Annotated in this window: 13 protein-coding genes; 3 read left to right on the top strand and 10 right to left on the bottom strand. The window is 42.2% G+C overall.

Going from position 1 to position 16,432, the window contains the following annotated elements:
- Positions 1–35: 35 nt before the first annotated feature.
- The 6 genes from thrB to trxB form a co-directional block, all read right to left on the bottom strand.
- A complete protein-coding gene (thrB, locus tag IGI76_RS06915; RefSeq protein WP_005225831.1) occupies positions 36–905 on the bottom strand; it encodes a homoserine kinase in 870 nt (289 codons plus the stop codon).
- Positions 902–1,960, bottom strand: coding sequence for a threonine synthase (gene thrC / locus IGI76_RS06910; RefSeq protein ID WP_005225830.1), 1,059 nt, complete (start codon positions 1,958–1,960; stop codon positions 902–904). Before thrC ends, thrB begins: the two co-directional genes overlap by 4 nt.
- A gap of 2 nt (positions 1,961–1,962) precedes the next feature.
- A complete protein-coding gene (locus IGI76_RS06905; protein WP_194192897.1) occupies positions 1,963–3,213 on the bottom strand; it encodes a homoserine dehydrogenase in 1,251 nt (416 codons plus the stop codon).
- Between the two features lie 116 nt (positions 3,214–3,329).
- Positions 3,330–3,623: an ArsR/SmtB family transcription factor gene (locus IGI76_RS06900; RefSeq protein ID WP_005225828.1), complete on the bottom strand. Its 294-nt coding sequence runs from the start codon at positions 3,621–3,623 to the stop codon at positions 3,330–3,332.
- A 245-nt stretch (positions 3,624–3,868) separates the two neighbouring features.
- The gene (locus tag IGI76_RS06895; protein ID WP_086332447.1) at positions 3,869–5,596 is read right to left on the bottom strand and encodes a phospho-sugar mutase; all 1,728 of its coding nucleotides are present in this window, start codon (positions 5,594–5,596) and stop codon (positions 3,869–3,871) included.
- Positions 5,597–5,743: 147 nt separating this feature from the next.
- Positions 5,744–6,676, bottom strand: a complete 933-nt coding sequence (gene trxB / locus IGI76_RS06890) for a thioredoxin-disulfide reductase (protein ID WP_015509534.1) — start codon at positions 6,674–6,676, stop codon at positions 5,744–5,746.
- 185 nt (positions 6,677–6,861) lie between these two features.
- Here trxB and IGI76_RS06885 point away from each other — a divergent pair, with 185 nt between their 5' ends.
- Entirely contained in the window at positions 6,862–8,247 is a 1,386-nt protein-coding gene (locus tag IGI76_RS06885) for an MATE family efflux transporter (RefSeq protein WP_194192898.1), read from the top strand.
- 152 nt (positions 8,248–8,399) lie between these two features.
- Positions 8,400–8,870 (top strand): glutathione peroxidase, encoded by a 471-nt coding sequence (locus tag IGI76_RS06880; protein ID WP_005225824.1) that lies wholly within the window; start codon positions 8,400–8,402, stop codon positions 8,868–8,870.
- Between the two features lie 235 nt (positions 8,871–9,105).
- Here the strand turns inward: IGI76_RS06880 and IGI76_RS06875 are convergent, their stop codons facing one another.
- Positions 9,106–10,539: a 6-phospho-beta-glucosidase gene (locus tag IGI76_RS06875; RefSeq protein WP_008378424.1), complete on the bottom strand. Its 1,434-nt coding sequence runs from the start codon at positions 10,537–10,539 to the stop codon at positions 9,106–9,108.
- 20 nt (positions 10,540–10,559) lie between these two features.
- A complete protein-coding gene (locus IGI76_RS06870; protein ID WP_005225822.1) occupies positions 10,560–11,951 on the bottom strand; it encodes a 6-phospho-beta-glucosidase in 1,392 nt (463 codons plus the stop codon).
- A gap of 260 nt (positions 11,952–12,211) precedes the next feature.
- Between IGI76_RS06870 and IGI76_RS06865 the strand changes: the two genes are divergently transcribed.
- Positions 12,212–13,132 carry a MurR/RpiR family transcriptional regulator gene (locus IGI76_RS06865; RefSeq protein WP_438781255.1) on the top strand — a complete coding sequence of 307 codons (921 nt, stop codon included), beginning with the start codon at positions 12,212–12,214 and terminating at the stop codon, positions 13,130–13,132.
- A gap of 79 nt (positions 13,133–13,211) precedes the next feature.
- On the opposite strand, the gene IGI76_RS06860 is transcribed toward IGI76_RS06865, so the two are convergent.
- Both IGI76_RS06860 and licT read right to left on the bottom strand, forming a co-directional pair.
- Positions 13,212–15,131 carry a beta-glucoside-specific PTS transporter subunit IIABC gene (locus tag IGI76_RS06860; RefSeq protein ID WP_194192899.1) on the bottom strand — a complete coding sequence of 640 codons (1,920 nt, stop codon included), beginning with the start codon at positions 15,129–15,131 and terminating at the stop codon, positions 13,212–13,214.
- A gap of 196 nt (positions 15,132–15,327) precedes the next feature.
- Positions 15,328–16,170: a BglG family transcription antiterminator LicT gene (licT, locus tag IGI76_RS06855; RefSeq protein ID WP_194192900.1), complete on the bottom strand. Its 843-nt coding sequence runs from the start codon at positions 16,168–16,170 to the stop codon at positions 15,328–15,330.
- Positions 16,171–16,432 lie beyond the last annotated feature (262 nt).

The raw sequence follows: 16,432 nt of genomic DNA, 5'->3' as shown, positions 1-16,432 counted from the left end.
CCGTTTTTGGTCTTTGGCTCATTTATTATTCTCTTTTAAAACACTTGCAGCCCTTCACGATCGATTTGTAATTGTTCGATATACGCATTGCTCTCCAAGGCATGCAAAAGTTTTGAGATTCGTTCTGCCCGTTCCTCTGGGACGATCGCTAAGACCGTAGGACCTGCGCCGCTTAAGAAACAGCCATAGCCGCCTTCTTCTTCGCAGATTTGGCGAATGGTCGACAAGTGCGGCACAAGCTTTTCCCGATAGGCTTCATGAAAACGATCCTGTTGCATCAATTTTCCTGCAAGTGGCAGATTGCCATTGATGACCGCTGCGATCATCACGTTGGCGATCGCACTGGCTTCGACAGCTTGCTCGTGCGAAAGGGTCTGCGGCAAGACTTGACGACTTGCTTCAGTCAACAGTTCTTCATGAGGAATATAGGCAATGATCTCGCACTCTGGAAAATGATGCTTGACTAAATACGTATGCTTGTGCTGATGGTCGTAAGCAGCAACCGCAAAATCTCCATAAATCGCTGGTCCGACGTTGTCAGGATGCCCTTCGATGGCAGTTGCGATCTCAAGCTTTTGTGCTGCACTCAGATTCATGTGGGCCATGCGGTTGGCTAGTTCAATCCCGGCGACGATCACTGAGGAACTGCTGCCTAAGCCTCGTGCCAAAGGAATGTCCGAACTCATTCGGATTTTCAAAGGCTTCATGTTTGGTGCTAATTTCAATGCCACACGCAAAAGCAAGTTGGTTTCATCCGTTGGGATCTCTGAACCTAGCTCATGGATGATTTCCCACGTATCGTTTTCTTTTAAAACTTCAATGAACAAATACTTTGACAGGGCAATCCCGCAGGAATCAAAACCAGGCCCTAAGTTCGCACTGGTTGCAGGAACGCGGATCTTCATAGATTGGCAACTCCTTCACGAAGATGCTGACGCATTTCTTCTAAATCACTCATTTTATTGATCGTAACTTCCGTTGCTTTAATTGCTGTATCAGGATCTTTCAGCCCGTTTCCAGTAAAGACGGCAACGACAGTTTCACCTGGTTTGATTTTCCCTGCTTTCACGTGCTGGATGACACCAGCAAGCGATGCAGCAGAGCCTGGTTCAATAAACACACCATCTTGCGCAGCAATTTTACGGTAAGCATTCAAAATTTCCTCATCGGTTACTGCATCGATGTGTCCATTTGATTCATCACGAGCGGCTTCTGCCAACTGCCAGCTGGCTGGATTGCCGATCCGAATCGCTGTAGCGATCGTTTCTGGCTGTTCGATGACTTCCCCACGGACGATCGCAGCAGCACCTTCAGCTTCAAACCCATGCATTCTTGGCAACGCGGTGCCTTTTTTCTCATGCCATTCTTTGAACCCTTTCCAATATGCCGAGATATTCCCTGCATTACCGACAGGAATCGCAAGAACATCTGGTGCTTGTCCTAATTGTTCGCATACTTCAAAGGCAGCTGTTTTTTGTCCTTCTAAACGATAAGGATTGACTGAGTTTACTAGCGCCACGGCTTCGGTTTCTGCAATATCTCGTACTGCTTTCAATGCTTCATCAAAGTTTCCTGGGATCGAAATGATATCCGCTCCATAAACGATTGCTTGCGCCAATTTTCCCATAGCGATTTTGCCATCTGGAATAACAACATAGGCTTTGATCCCCGCTCTGGTCGCATAAGCTGCTGCTGCCGCACTGGTATTTCCTGTCGATGCACAGACGATTGCTTTGGCACCTTCTTCCACCGCTTTTGCCACCGCCATGACCATCCCTCGGTCTTTAAAAGAGCCTGTCGGATTCAGCCCTTCGTACTTTCCATACAATTGAATCCCTAATTCCTTGGAAAGGCTTGGTAAGGGAATCAACGGCGTGTTGCCTTCAGCCAGCGACAATGCTGGTGTATTTTCGTTGACTGGCAGATATTCCTTGTATTGATGCAATAATCCTTGATACATGTTTATTCCTCCATCACTTTCATTATTTGTATGTCTTGTGCATCGGTATAAGTTGCGAGTTTTTCTGTTAGCTCTTTTTCGCTCATTGGATTGGTGATTCCAGCTATTCGTTGCTCTGCTTCGTTGAACACCGTTTGCTCAAACGCAAACCATTCTGGAAGAGCGTTCCCTTTGATCTCTTGACTTGAAAAAGACACATAATGCCGGCTAGGAACTTCTTCTACAGATGCTAATGCTGTTTCTTTTTCAAAAGTTAGAAAAGGTTCAACGATCCCAAAGCTTTTATTTTTTGCTAAAACGGTCAAATCCGCTACCACGCTGGTGGCCGTCGGTCGTGATCCTGCTCCTGGTCCATAAACCATTGATTGATCGATGCCTTCACTCTCGATAAAAATGCCATTAAACTCGTTTTGGATTGTCGCTAACGCATGGTTTTTCGGCACTAATACAGGTCCAATTGACACAGTAAGGGAACCGTCAACTGTCTTTTGTGCTGCACCGATCAACTTCACTTCATAACCAAAGGCTTGTGCCTGCTTAATATCTGCCACAGCTAAGCCGCGGATGCCTTTTGTTGCCACATCAGCAACATGGATCGTTTTCCCAAAAGCAAATTTGGTCAGGATCACCATTTTATAGGCCGCATCGATACCGTCAACATCATTAGTAGGATCTGATTCGGCAAAACCTTTTGCTTGGGCTTGTGACAAAGCATCTTCATAGGTCATGCCATCTTCCGTCATTTTTGTCAGCATATAATTGGTCGTCCCATTGACGATACCAAAAATCCCTGTGATGGTATCAGGCAGATAGTGGGTGCTCAATGTACGCAAGATCGGAATGCCACCACCCACGCTGGCTTCATAATAAAGAGACACCCCGGCTTTTTCAGCGATTGCCAGCAGTTCAGGTCCATGGGTGGCAATCAAGTCTTTATTTGCCGTCACAACGTGCTTCTTATTTTCTAAAGCAGCTGAAATAAACGCTTTTGCCGGATCGATCTTCCCGATCAATTCCACAATTACGTCGATGGTCTCATCTTCAAACAACTCATTTGCCTCATTCGTCAACGCAAACCCGTACTTAGCCGCTAACGCAGACTTATCCTCGTAAGGCGAAGCTAATGCTTTCGTGATTTGCACACTGACTCCTGTGCGTGCCAGAATGGCTTCTTTTTGCTCTGCCAACACTTGGCATACCCCGCTGCCGACAACACCCATTCCTAATAATCCAATGTTCAATTGCTTACCCATAATGCCCCCTAACTGAAAACGTTATTAAAAACCGTTCATCTAATTTTAATATTTCCACTAGCATACCAAAAACAATAAGAAAAAACTAGGACTTTTGAGAAATTCTCGCCCTAGTTTTAACGGTGATGGATATGTTCGAATGTTTTTTGCAAAATATCCACAACATGTTTGTCATCAAGACTATAAAGGATGGTTTTTCCTTGTCTTTCCGACTTTACGATCCGATTATCTTTCAAAAGTTTCAGCTGATGAGAAACTGCTGATTGTTCCATATGTACTTGTTCTGCAATCGAAGTGACATTGCGCTCTCCTTCTTGAAGAGACAACAAAATTTTTAGTCTAGTGGGATCACTAAGCATTTTAAAAATCTGTGTTACTTGCTGAATTTCTTCTAGTTTCGGCGTAGTCATCGCGCCACATCCTCTCTTATTTCCTTTTGCATTTTAGCCCTTGATAGACAGCTTGTCAATCAATGCTCGACGATCAAGGAGAAGAAACGAGCTAAAAGACAAGAATAGATCCAAGCGTCAGAAAATTCCCTTTAGAAGCTTCGGTCCCTCAACCGCTGTTTGCTGGGGGAAGCGAACGCTTCTTTTTCTACCACTCGGATCATTCAGTCAATTGCAATTTTTGATTATGAAGACATCAGATGACTTTATTCACCTGTGATTTCTTCGATCGCTGCTTGCAGATCAGCAATTTTTTGTTCTGCTGCTTCTGCCGTTTCGCCTTTTACACCAATATAAAACTTGATTTTAGGTTCGGTCCCAGAAGGACGAACAGCAATCCAGCTTTCATCTTCCAAGGTGTATTTCAAAACATCAGAAGGCGGTGTGGTCATTTTTTGTTGGTGACCATCTAAGCCCACACGAGTCAACAATTTAAAGTCTTCTGTTTGCACGACAGGGGTTCCTGCGAAGACGGAAGGTGCTTTTTCACGGAAAGTCTTCATCAAGGCAGCAATCTTAGTTGCCCCTTCCATGCCGCTCATCGTTACAGAAATCGTTTTTTCTGCATAGTAGCCGTACTCTTCAAAAATATCTTGCAGACCATCATACAATGTTTTGTCTGATTGTTTGTAAAAAGCAGCCACTTCTGCTAATAAAACGAGCGCTTGGATCGCGTCCTTGTCCCGTACGAATGGTTTAACTAAGTAGCCATAGCTTTCTTCAAAGCCAAACATGAAAGTTTGAGAATGGTCTTTTTCAAATTGTTGGATTTTTTCGGCAATAAATTTAAAGCCAGTTAAAACATTGATCATATCAACATCGTAGGATTTAGCGATCGCTGTTGGCAATTCACTTGAAACGATCGATTTTAAGACTGCTGCATTTTCTGGCAATGTTCCAGCTGTTTTATGGGCTTCTAAAATGTAACGGATCATCAATGCACCTAACTGGTTACCTGTCAAGACTTGGTAGTTGCCATCTGGCATTCTTACTGCAGCCCCTAAGCGATCGGCATCTGGATCTGTTGCGATCAATAGGTCAGCACCTTCTTTTTCTCCTAAAGCAATCGCATATTCAAAGGCAGAGTGCTCTTCTGGATTCGGTGATTTTACTGTACTGAAGTTTGGATCAGCAACCGCTTGTGAGGGTTCAATAATGAATTGTTGGAAACCAGCTTGTTTCAACGCTTTCTCGCCAAGCATTCGCCCTGTTCCATGAAGTGGTGTATAGACAAGTTTCAAATCTTTGCCCACCGTATCGATCAATTCTTGATCGATCGTGACTTCTTTGATTTCTTTCAGATAGGCAGTATCGATTTCTTCGCCAATAATAGAGATCAAGCCGCTGTTTTTGGCTTCTTCTTCACTTAATACAGGGATCTCCAACGGATTTTCAATTTCCCGAACAAATTTTGTCAATGCATCCGCATCTGCTGGTGGCATTTGCCCACCATCTTCCCCATATACTTTGTAGCCATTGTATTCGGCTGGATTGTGAGAAGCAGTGATCATGATTCCAGTAAAGGTTTTTAAGTAACGCACAGCAAAAGATAATTCTGGCGTCGGACGTAAGCTTTCAAAGACAAAGGCTGGAATATCATGTTTTGCCAATGTTTTTGCTGCTTCCATCGCGAACTCAGGTGAAAAATGACGGGAATCATAGGCAATCGCTACGCCACGACGTCTTGTTTCGGGATCTTGTGTATCCATAAAGCGAGCCAAGCCTTCCGTTGCTTGACGAATCGTATAAATGTTCATCCGATTGATACCAGGTCCTAAAATCCCTCGCATGCCAGCAGTCCCAAATTCCAAAGGCATATAAAAAGCGTCTTCTAACATCGCAGGATCTGCTTCTAATGCGGTCAATTGTTCTTTTAATTGTGGATCTAAGTGTTCACTGTTTTTCCATTGATTAAATGTTTGTTCCCATGCCATAAAATAACCTCTCCTTTTTCCGTTAAAATGCTCTAAAATTAGTATAACACTACTTACAGATTTCTCAAAGAATAACCAAACGAAAAATAAAAAAAGCTGCTATCAAAAGTGATTGACACTTTAAAAATAACAGCTAATTCCATTAGATTATTTTGTTAATTGAGCATCCTTTTGTGTTTCAATAAAATCAAACACTTGTTGACCAGCAATACTGCCATCGCCGACTGCCGTTGTGATTTGACGCAAGCCTTTTTCACGAACATCGCCAATCGCGTAAACACCAGGAATTGAAGTTTCCATCTGATCATTTGTTAAGATCCAGCCAGCATCATTCGTAATACCGCTAGCTTTGAATGGTTCTGTCAACGGATCTAAACCAACATAGATAAAGACACCGCCAGCAGCTTCTTCTGTCACTTCATCCGTTTTTACGTTTCTGATTTGCACGCCAGTTACGACCATCTCATTGCCTTTGATTTCTTCCACAACAGAATCCCAAATAAAAGAGATTTTCTCGTTGGCAAATGCGCGGTCTTGGATTATTTTTTGTGCTCGTAATTCATCACGACGGTGAACGATCGTTACTTCAGAAGCAAATTGCGTTAAGTAGATAGCTTCTTCGACTGCTGAGTCGCCTCCACCAACAACGATCAAGCGTTTGTTACGGAAAAAGGCACCGTCACAAACCGCACAGTATGAAACTCCGCGTCCTGCGAATTCTTCTTCGCCTTTGACGCCTAACTTTCTATGTACACATCCTGTGGCAATGATGACTGTTTTCCCTTGATAGGTTTTGTCTTCGGTGGCAACTTCTTTGAACTCACCTTGATCCGTGATGCTTTGAACGATCCCATAGGCATTTTCAACACCAAATTTAATGGCACCTTCATACATTTTAAATGCTAATTCAGGGCCTAAGATTGATTCAAAGCCAGGATAGTTTTCAACCTCAGCCGTATTGTTCATTTGTCCGCCAGGTGCTCCTCGTTCAATCATTAGTACTGATAAATTCGATCTTGACGCATAAAGCGCTGCTGTCATCCCCGCAGGGCCTGCGCCGATGATAATTACATCATACATATATTTCCCTCCAATTTGGACTACCCATACTTTACTTTCAAAAGCAAATTCTTTCAACTCATCTGCTTACAAAAAATAATAAGATATTCCTGCTTTTACTTTTGAAAATTACATTGACTTTCTTTTCAATTTTTGTAAAATTTTCACGATACGTCTATTATATAGAAAATAAGGAGTCCTTACAATTGAATAAGAAAAAACTTTTAGGAAAATCAGACCGTGAACTGATTTTTCTCAGCTGGCCGATTTTTGTTGAGCTATTTTTGCGGGTCGTTATTGGGAATGTCAACGTTTGGATGATTTCTCATTATTCCGAGCCAGCAGTAGCGGCCGTCAGTGCTGCCAATCAACTATTGAATTTAACGGTCTTTATTTACGGTTTCATCACCGTGGGTACTCAGATCATTATCGCACAATTGATTGGTGCGAAAAAACGCGACCAGATACCGAAAGTCATCAATACCGCTCTTTTTGGGTCATTGTTCATCGGGATTTTGATCAGCTTGATGTTCCTTTTCGGCTCAACCTACCTTTTGCGATTCATGGGCTTAGATGCTGAATTAGTTGCTTTAGGTCATGGATACTTACAAGTGTATGGCGGAAGTCTGTTCCTTTCATCGATCACGGCGGTCATAATTGCTGTCATGCGTAGCCACAGTTTCACAAAACCTGCGTTATTGGTACCGATGTTTGCTAGTATCCTAGCCGTCATTGGCAATTACTTTGTCTTATATAGCCCCTTTGGTTTACCGAATTTCGGTGTGACTGGATTGGCATTTTCTAGCGTCTTTGGTAATTCGATTGGTTTAATTATTGCCGCCATGTTACTGAAGAAACATGTGAATTTTTCTGTTTTATCTGCCCGTTTCTCGAATGTCTCTTGGGGCGTGATGAAAAACATTTTGACTTACGGATTGCCTTCTTCTGGCGAGTCTCTTTCCTATCAAGGAGCGCAAGTCGTAGTGACGATGATCGTGGCTCAACTTGGCGCAAGTGTCTTGATTGCAAAATCTTACGTAACAGCTATCACCCAATTTGTTTATTTGATTGCCTCCGCATTGAGTCAAGGGAATCAAATCATGATTGGACGCAATGTCGGTGCGGGTGAATTCGATCGCGCGCATCAGCGAGGCATGCGCACGATGGTGATCGGGATCATCGCCTCGGTAACGATCTGCTTATTGACCTATCTATTTATTGAACCGATCATGGGGATTTTTACTTCCAATACCGAAGTAATCGAGATTGCTAAAGGTGTCTTTTTAGTAGAGATCGTCTTAGAAACAGCGCGTGCAGTCAATATGATCCTAGTTGGTTCATTAAATGCAAGTGGTGATGTGAAGTTCCCATTGATCTGCAGCCTAATTGTTCTATGGGTCATCAGCTTACCGTTTTCGTACTCACTTGCCATCGTCTTTAAATTTGGCTTGATCGGCGTTTGGATCGCTTATGCCATTGACGAAGCATTGCGCAGTGTCTTAATGATCTATCGCTGGCATTCTGGGGTATGGAAAACTAAATCTGTCGTTCATCCACAAGAAGCAGAACCAGAAGTCTTACCAGAAGCATAATAAGAGTCCAGTGGTCCCAACGGCCGCTGGATTTTTTGTTTTTTATAAGAAATAAAATGCGCCAAGAAGTTTGCTTGGTTTTTTTGAAGACTTTGCTCTATACTTATCTCAGAAACTATCGACTATGATTTACATTAAAAGGAGCGTTTGCTATGTCAATCTATGACTACCAAGCAACATTAGAAAACGGCGAAACTTATTCGCTAGCAAACTACGAAGGTCAACCGCTGGTGATCGTCAATACAGCTACAAAGTGCGGGTTGAGCCCGCAGTTCAAAGAATTACAAAGTCTTTATGAAACCTATAAAGACCAAGGGTTGGTCGTTCTAGGGTTTCCTTCTGACCAATTCAAACAAGAAGTCGGCTCAGCCGAAGAAGCCGCAGCCGCTTGCCGAACCACCTATGGTGTCGATTTTCCGATGCACAAGTTAACGGTGATCAATGGCAAAGATGCGGATCCCTTGTTTCGCTATTTGGAAGCAGAAGCACCGGGTACACTAGGCAAAGCCATTAAATGGAATTTCACGAAATTCTTGGTGGACCGCCAAGGTAAAGTCGTGGAGCGTTTTGCTCCACAAACTAATCCTCAAAAAATGATTCCAGAAATTGAAAAAGTTCTTTAAAAAAATGGATCAAGGCGACCTTAAGGACAAAACATGTCATTCTTAAGGTCGCCTTTTTTGTAATTGCTGCAACGCAAGCCTTTTACAACACTCTCATTGTCGGTTATCAATAATCTCGGAGCAGCCATTTCTACTTATAGAAATCATTCGTGACAATAGTTTTTAAAAAAACTTTAAAAAAACTGCAGTCGATCCACTTAGATTTCTCTAAGGGATCAACTGCAGCTTTTTATAATTAGTTATTCGATAAATCTTCACCGTTTGAAGCAATCACTTGTTTGTACCAATCAAATGATTTTTTCTTTGTTCGTTTCAAGGTGCCGTTTCCTTCATTGTCACGGTCCACATAAATGAAACCATAGCGTTTTTTCATTTCACCTGTTCCAGCTGAAACTAAATCGATACAACCCCAAGTCGTGTAACCCAATAAGTCGACACCATCTTGTTCAACCGCATCTTTCATTGCTTGAATATGCTCTGCCAAGTATTGGATCCGGTAGTCATCTTCCACATAGCCATCTGCATCTGGTGTATCCACAGCTCCTAAGCCATTTTCAACGATGAACAATGGTTTTTGGTAGCGATCATAAATGTCATTCATCGTGATCCGCAAACCAAGTGGATCAATCTGCCACCCCCACTCACTTGCTTCCAAGTATGGGTTTTTCACAGAAGCAAAAATATTGCCAGCCGTTTGTTCTAATAATTCAGCGTCCGTGGTTGATACGCGGGAAGAATAGTAAGAGAAGGAAATAAAGTCTACGGTGTGAGCTTTCAACAGCTCAAGGTCGCCTTCTTCCATTTTGATTTCGATCCCATTGCGTTCCATTTCTTTCAGCGCATATTGTGGATATTCCCCACGTGATTGAACATCAATAAAGAAATAGTTTTCGCGATCTGCTTTGCGTGATTCCCAGACATCTTCTGGTTTGCTTGTATATGGATAGTATGCGCCAGCAGCTAACATACAGCCTACTTTGTTCTCAGGATCGACTTCATGAGCGATTTTCGTTGCGATCGCAGAGGCCAATAGCTCATGGTGAGCCGCTTGGTATTTCACTTGCTCAACGTTATCGCCTTCTTCAAAGTAAAGACCTGCTCCCATAAATGGCGCATGGAGAATCATGTTGATTTCGTTGAAGGTCAACCAGTATTTTACTAATCCTTTGTAACGGTTGAAAATCACGTTACACAAGTTTTCATAGAATCCGACCAATTCACGAGAACGCCATGCCCCGTATTTTTCAACTAAATGCATTGGGCAATCAAAGTGAGTGATCGTTACTAATGGTTCGATCCCATATTTGTGGCATTCTTTGAAAAGATCTTCATAGAACTTCAAGCCGTCTTCATTTGGTTCAGTTTCATCCCCTTTAGGGAAAATCCGACTCCAAGCGATCGACAAACGGTAGGTTTTAAAGCCCATTTCGCCAAATAGCGCGATGTCTTCTTTGTAGCGATGATACATATCGATCGCTTCTTTTGCTGGGTAGAAATGTTCGTCATCAAAATCGAACATTTTCATTTGACCAGTAATGACTGGAAAACGATCTTTGCCGATCGGTACCACGTCAACGTTTGCCAAGCCGCGTCCGCCTTCTTGGTAGCCTCCTTCACATTGATTGGCAGCTGTTGCGCCGCCCCATAAAAAGTCTTTTCTAAATGCCATGTTTCTTTCCTACTTTCTCTTTATTTAACTAGTTCGCGATCAAGTTCGCGGGCTACTTCATCTTGTACTTCTACGCCTTCTTTTTCAAGACGTGCGATCGTTTCCTTAAATTTAGGCAAGTGATCTTTGTGGGCAATAAACAGTTCGTCCATGACACGTTTTGCCGTATCACCTGATGGAACCAATGGGTTGATGGTGAAGGCTTGTAATGCGATATTGTAATCCCCCGTCACAGCTGCTTCGATCGTTAATAATTCCATTGCTTTCATTACCTGTAACCAACCTTTTTCAGCTGTCGGTAACTCACCAAAGGCAACATTTCTAGCCCCTTGTCCGCCAACGTAAGCTGTTACTTCGACTACGCAATCGGCAGGAAGATCTGGAACGGCGCCTTCATTTTTGGTTGAAACGACGATTTGGGTATTTTTATTAGCATAAATGGAAGCAATCGTTTCACACGCTGCATCTGAGTAGTAAGCACCACCACGTTTTTGCAGCTGTTCTGGTTTATGATCCAATTCAGGATCTTTGTACAACTCAAACAATTCGGCTTCGGTTTGTTTCACTTGCTGTGCGCGTGTACCGACAGTCTTGTACTCTTCGATCGCATGATTCAACATTTCTTCTTGACGATAGTAATAACGGTGATACCCGCAAGGAATCATCTTCATTTGTTCCAGCTGTTCTTTGTAAAATGGTACATCAAAGATATTCTTCGGTAAGCCATTGTCTTCTTCATACATTTTATCAATAATGTCCATCGTAACGTCATTGCCGTGTGAGTCGGTAACTTTGTGCCAGTGGAAGTGGTTCAATCCTGCAAATTTGTAAATCAATTCGTCAGGTTCTTTGCCAAGCAACGCAGGTTCAACCATCGTTGCCATGACAGGCACGTTACACAACCCGATGACTTTGTCCCATTTTCCGTAACGCACGATTGCTTCAGTCACCATACCGCTTGGATTCGCAAAGTTGATCAACCAGGCATCGGGACACAAGCGTTTCATGTCTTCAACGATTTCAAGAATGATTGGAACCGTACGAAACGCTTTGAACATACCACCAGGGCCGTTGGTTTCTTGACCAATCATGCCGTAATAGGCAGGAATTCGTTCATCTTTGATACGGGCATTCAGCAATCCTACTCGGAATTGAGTCGTAACGAAATCAGCATCTTTTAACGCTTCTTCTCGATCCAATGTCATGTGGATTTTTACATCGTAGGGTGACGCATCCCACATCCGTTGTGCCATCGCACCAACGATTGCTAATTTTTCTTTTCCTGCTTCGATATCTACTAGCCAAATCTCACGAATCGGCAATTCTTCATAGCGTTTGATAAAGCCTTCCATTAACTCCGGGGTATAGCTGCTGCCGCCACCAATGGTTGCAATTTTAATTCCTTTTGTCATTGTATTGCTCCTTTGCTATTTTATTTACATTCTTATTATCATTCATAAAAACATTTGATTCAATGTAAATAGCCTATTTAGAAAAAGCGTTTGCAAATCTCGCTTCTTCTTGCAGATGTTTTGTAAAAAAGATTTACAAAGAGCATCAAATAAGGAATAATTAGGATGTAAACGATTCGCTAGGTACTGAATAAAAACAAATTTCTGTAAAAACCATTTACAAATAATCATAAAAAAATGTAAAAAGGAGCATATATACCATGTTGTTACAAGAAAAAATGCGCCAAATCAAACTAGCACCCGCCGAACGATCGTTGATTGATTATTTATTAGCCAATCCGACCGCGATGGCGGATCAAACCATCAAGGAATTATCTGAAAAAACCTATGTTCATCCTTCTACTTTTATTCGGATCGCAAAAAAATTAGGCTTCAATGGTTGGCTCGACTTAAAAACGGCTTTTGTGGAAGAGCAAACATATATGAGCAGCCATTTTACCGATGTGGATGCGAACTATCCCTTCTCTTCCCATGACGGGATTATGACCATTGCCAAAAAGTTGGCAAAGCTTGAACAAACAACGATCGAAGATACGCTTTCCTTGATCCATCATGATGAATTACAAAAAGCGAAACAATCGTTGCTCAATGCCAACCATATCAGGATTTTCGCCAGCAATGCCAACACCTTGATTTCTCAAGACTTTGTTTTGAAGATGCGGCGTTTAGGAAAAAGTATCCACGTCTGCGATACCTTCGGCGAAAGTGCCTATGAGGCATCCAACTGTACCTCCGATACGACCGCAATCTTGATTTCTTACACAGGTGAAAACAAAATGGTTAAAGAAATCGGTAAGATTCTCGCCGAACGGCAGGTCTCCATCATTGGGATGACTAGTATTGGCGAGAATGCGTTAGCGAAATTAAGCGATTGTGTCTTAAATATCACAACAAGAGAAAGGCTTTATTCAAAGATCGCGAATTTTACGATCAATACCTCAGTTTGCTACTTGCTAGATTTGTTGTATGCAGTCGTCTTTTCGGAGCACTATGAGAAAAATCTGCAGCATTTGATCGATATTGGGATGGCGTATGATAAGCGCCCCACTTCATCAACGATAATCGCTGAACCAACCTATGATAAAAACCTTCATTATAAAGACTCACTGTTTCCCAATTAAATGACTGTCAAAAAGCGATCGAGCCTTCACGACCGATCGCTTTTATCCTTATATAGCTGTTTTTGCAGGAAAATGTTTCCTAAACTAAAGCCGTGATCAAATCATCGGAACAACCAACTTCTCGTTTGTCAGACTCGATGATATCCAAATAATCCGCTGAGTTGGTCACTAGCACTGGGGTCTCAATATTGAATCCTGCTTTGATCAATGCATCTTTATCAAAGCTGATCAATTTTTGCCCACGAGTGACTTTATCGCCTTGCTTCACATGCGCTTCAAAGAACTCACCATTCAATTGAACAGTATCCAAACCAATATGGATCAAAAGTTCTAAACCATTCTCAGAAATCAACCCGATGGCATGTTTGGTTGGGAACAATGTCATCACAGTACCATCAAAAGGAGCCACGACTTCGCCTTTTGAAGGATGGATCAGGATACCTTTTCCTAGCACTCCTTGAGCAAAGGCTTCATCTTTGGCACTGCTTAGTGGCGCGATCGTTCCTTCCACTGGAGAAGTGATCACTTCTTTTCGAACAGTCATCGCTGGTTGTCCTTCTGCGATTTCTTCTTCCACTGCATCATCTTTCCAGAAAGCCATGGTCAAACCAAAGCCAATCGCTGCAGCGATCAAGATTCCGAAGACAGAGAACCACATGCCACTAGCGTCGCCTTCTGGAGTGATGTAGTTGAAAATGCCAAAGACCCCTAACCCACCAGAGGTGTAGCTCGTTGTTCCATTGATCATCAAGAAGGCACCTGCGACCGCACCACCAATCATTGAGTAGAAGAACGGCATTTTTTTCGGTAACGTGATTCCATAAATCGCTGGCTCCGTTACACCGAAAAGCCCTGAGATAATAGCTGGTGGACATAGTGCTTTCAGTTTTTTATCTTTCAGTTTAAAGTACATCGCCATCACTACGGCTGTTTGAGCAAAGCTGGCACCAAACGTAGCTACCAAAATCTGACTGTAGCCTAGTTGTGTCACTTGCATAATGTGTAGCGGAACAACTGACCAGTGAAGACCAAAAATAACCAATACTTGCCAGAAGAAACCTAGCAACAAGCCATAGGCAACTGGTGAGAAGTCCATCAACGCTTCAAATCCTGAGCTCAAAAGATCCGTCAACATACTGATTACAGGTCCAATCACCAAAAACCCAATTGGCAATGCCATCAAGAGAACCAAGAACGGCACTAAGAACGTTTGGACAACAGAAGGAATGATTTTTTTCGCAAATTTTTGAACTTGCGCAGCAAAGGCAATGATAAAGATGACCGGCACCACACTGCTAGTATACGTTGCGCCAACCCACGGAATTCCTAAAAACGTTTCGTACGCAGGCAAGCCTAACAAGCTATACGGTGCAACAGCTCCCTCGCCAGCGCTTGCAAGAAATGCGGCTTGCAAAGCAGATCCTTGAATCGTTGGGTAACAAAGCGCTGACCCGATCACGATTCCCACCATTGGATTTAAGCGAAACTTTTTCGCTGACGTATACCCTAAAATCACCGGCATAAACATGAAGATCGAATCGCCGATCGCATTGAACATCACATAGGTACCAGTCGTTGTTGTATAATCGATCAAGCCTGTTGTACCAATAAAAAGCAACAGTGCGTTTAGTCCTTTGATCATCCCCGCCGCACACAAAGCCCCTAAGAAGGGTTGGAAGCAGCCGCTCAAAATATCGATCAAACGATCAAACAAGTTGCCACCTGAAGCTGTTTCTTCAGCATCACCACTGATTCCTGCAACATCGATCACTTCTGCATAGACATCTGGCACATGGTTTCCGATAACCACCTGGTATTGACCGCCACTCTTCATGACCGTCACGACCCCATCCATGTTCTTTAAGACTTCATCATTTGCGACGCCTTCATCCTTTAATTTAAAACGCAGTCGTGTGATACAATGCGTCAAGCTATTGATGTTCTCTTTCCCACCGACATTTGCTACGATTTTTTCTGCTAATTCACGATATTTTCCCATTTTTGATTCCTCCAATTTTTTTTATTGAAGGTTTAGCCAACTGAATGTCACTATCCAAAATGTTTCGTCTTTGATATGCTACTTCTTAACTAGCGGTCCTAAAAATACGTTTAAATAAAAATCATTGCCAAAAAATTGTTCTTTCTTCTATATCTTGCACTGAGTAAAACTCCTTCTCCTTTCTTCTTTATTTCAATCAACGATTTTTTTGCACAAGTCTGGCAATATGAATCGTTAAATACAAACTTTCGTCACTGGACATTTGATACTGATACTGATTTTCTAATAGCTCAGCGATTTTTTGTACGCATTGATACGCATTTCGATACTTCACTTTGACCATAGTCAAAAGATCTTCATCGGTTTCATCCACATGAGTAGTATGGTTTTGCATTCTTGAAACAAAAAATTTCAAATGCGTAGTGAAGCGATAAAAATAAACGGACTCTTCATCAAAGGTTGTTTTGAAAAAATATTTAACAATGTTTATGATGTCTTGCATCGTTTGGGTTAGTTCAGCAATATTGCCTTGGTCACCATTCTCAGTTTGCGCATTGACGAGATGCAGAGCAATAAAGCCAGCTTCGTCATCTGGCATCTGAATCCCGTAATGTTCTTTGATTTTCTCTACTGTTTTGCAGCCTATTTGGTACTCATCGGGGAAAAAACGCTTGATATCCCACAATAAGACATTTTTGACCGTCATTCCTTTTTTCGATCGTTCAATGGCACAGTGCATGTGATCCGTCAAGGAGATGTAAATGGAATCATTGATTGGGGATGACAATTCTCGCCGAGCATACTCAATGATCTCATTGGACAATTCAAGATATTCCAGTGGTAAGTCAGCAAGCAGCTCTTGAAATTGAGATAAGATCGTCTGATTTTCTAAGCGATACACTTTATCGACCGTTTCTGAAGAAATTTCATCTCCCACTTTTTTCTTAAATGCAATCCCCCGCCCCATAACAATAATCTCGTTTTGACTTTGATCGGTAGTGATCACAACATTATTGTTTAACACTTTACTGATTTTCATGTCCTACCCCCACTTACTTTATCATTGCGGATATGGTTCATTGCTTGTCTTTATTGCTGAGCCAACAGTCAACACAGAAAAAACCTCATGAAAGCAGCGCAAATACCGCAGCTTCATCAGGTTTAGCTTGTTAAAAATCAACAATCACTATCCATTAGAACCAGTTTTATTATCTTTATCATAGCAAAGGTAGAAAGCGCTGTCAATCGTTGTTCGTTATTTTTATTTTCATCCCTTCTTTCTTTTTTCGTACAAAAAAACC

The organism is Enterococcus sp. DIV2449a, assembly GCF_051711225.1.
Taxonomy (GTDB): Bacteria; Bacillota; Bacilli; order Lactobacillales; family Enterococcaceae; genus Enterococcus_D; species Enterococcus_D casseliflavus.
This window is presented reverse-complemented; position numbering and strand designations above follow the sequence as displayed.

Excerpts from the sequence above, each read along its gene's own strand:
- thrB (WP_005225831.1), bottom strand. The coding sequence starts at position 905 with ATGAAGATCCGCGTTCCTGCAACCAGTGCGAACTTAGGGCCTGGTTTT.
- thrC (WP_005225830.1), bottom strand. The coding sequence starts at position 1,960 with ATGTATCAAGGATTATTGCATCAATACAAGGAATATCTGCCAGTCAAC.
- IGI76_RS06905 (WP_194192897.1), bottom strand. The coding sequence starts at position 3,213 with ATGGGTAAGCAATTGAACATTGGATTATTAGGAATGGGTGTTGTCGGC.
- IGI76_RS06900 (WP_005225828.1), bottom strand. The coding sequence starts at position 3,623 with ATGACTACGCCGAAACTAGAAGAAATTCAGCAAGTAACACAGATTTTT.
- IGI76_RS06895 (WP_086332447.1), bottom strand. The coding sequence starts at position 5,596 with ATGGCATGGGAACAAACATTTAATCAATGGAAAAACAGTGAACACTTA.
- trxB (WP_015509534.1), bottom strand. The coding sequence starts at position 6,676 with ATGTATGATGTAATTATCATCGGCGCAGGCCCTGCGGGGATGACAGCA.
- IGI76_RS06880 (WP_005225824.1), top strand. The coding sequence starts at position 8,400 with ATGTCAATCTATGACTACCAAGCAACATTAGAAAACGGCGAAACTTAT.
- IGI76_RS06875 (WP_008378424.1), bottom strand. The coding sequence starts at position 10,539 with ATGGCATTTAGAAAAGACTTTTTATGGGGCGGCGCAACAGCTGCCAAT.
- IGI76_RS06870 (WP_005225822.1), bottom strand. The coding sequence starts at position 11,951 with ATGACAAAAGGAATTAAAATTGCAACCATTGGTGGCGGCAGCAGCTAT.
- IGI76_RS06865 (WP_438781255.1), top strand. The coding sequence starts at position 12,212 with ATGTTGTTACAAGAAAAAATGCGCCAAATCAAACTAGCACCCGCCGAA.
- IGI76_RS06860 (WP_194192899.1), bottom strand. The coding sequence starts at position 15,131 with ATGGGAAAATATCGTGAATTAGCAGAAAAAATCGTAGCAAATGTCGGT.
- licT (WP_194192900.1), bottom strand. The coding sequence starts at position 16,170 with ATGAAAATCAGTAAAGTGTTAAACAATAATGTTGTGATCACTACCGAT.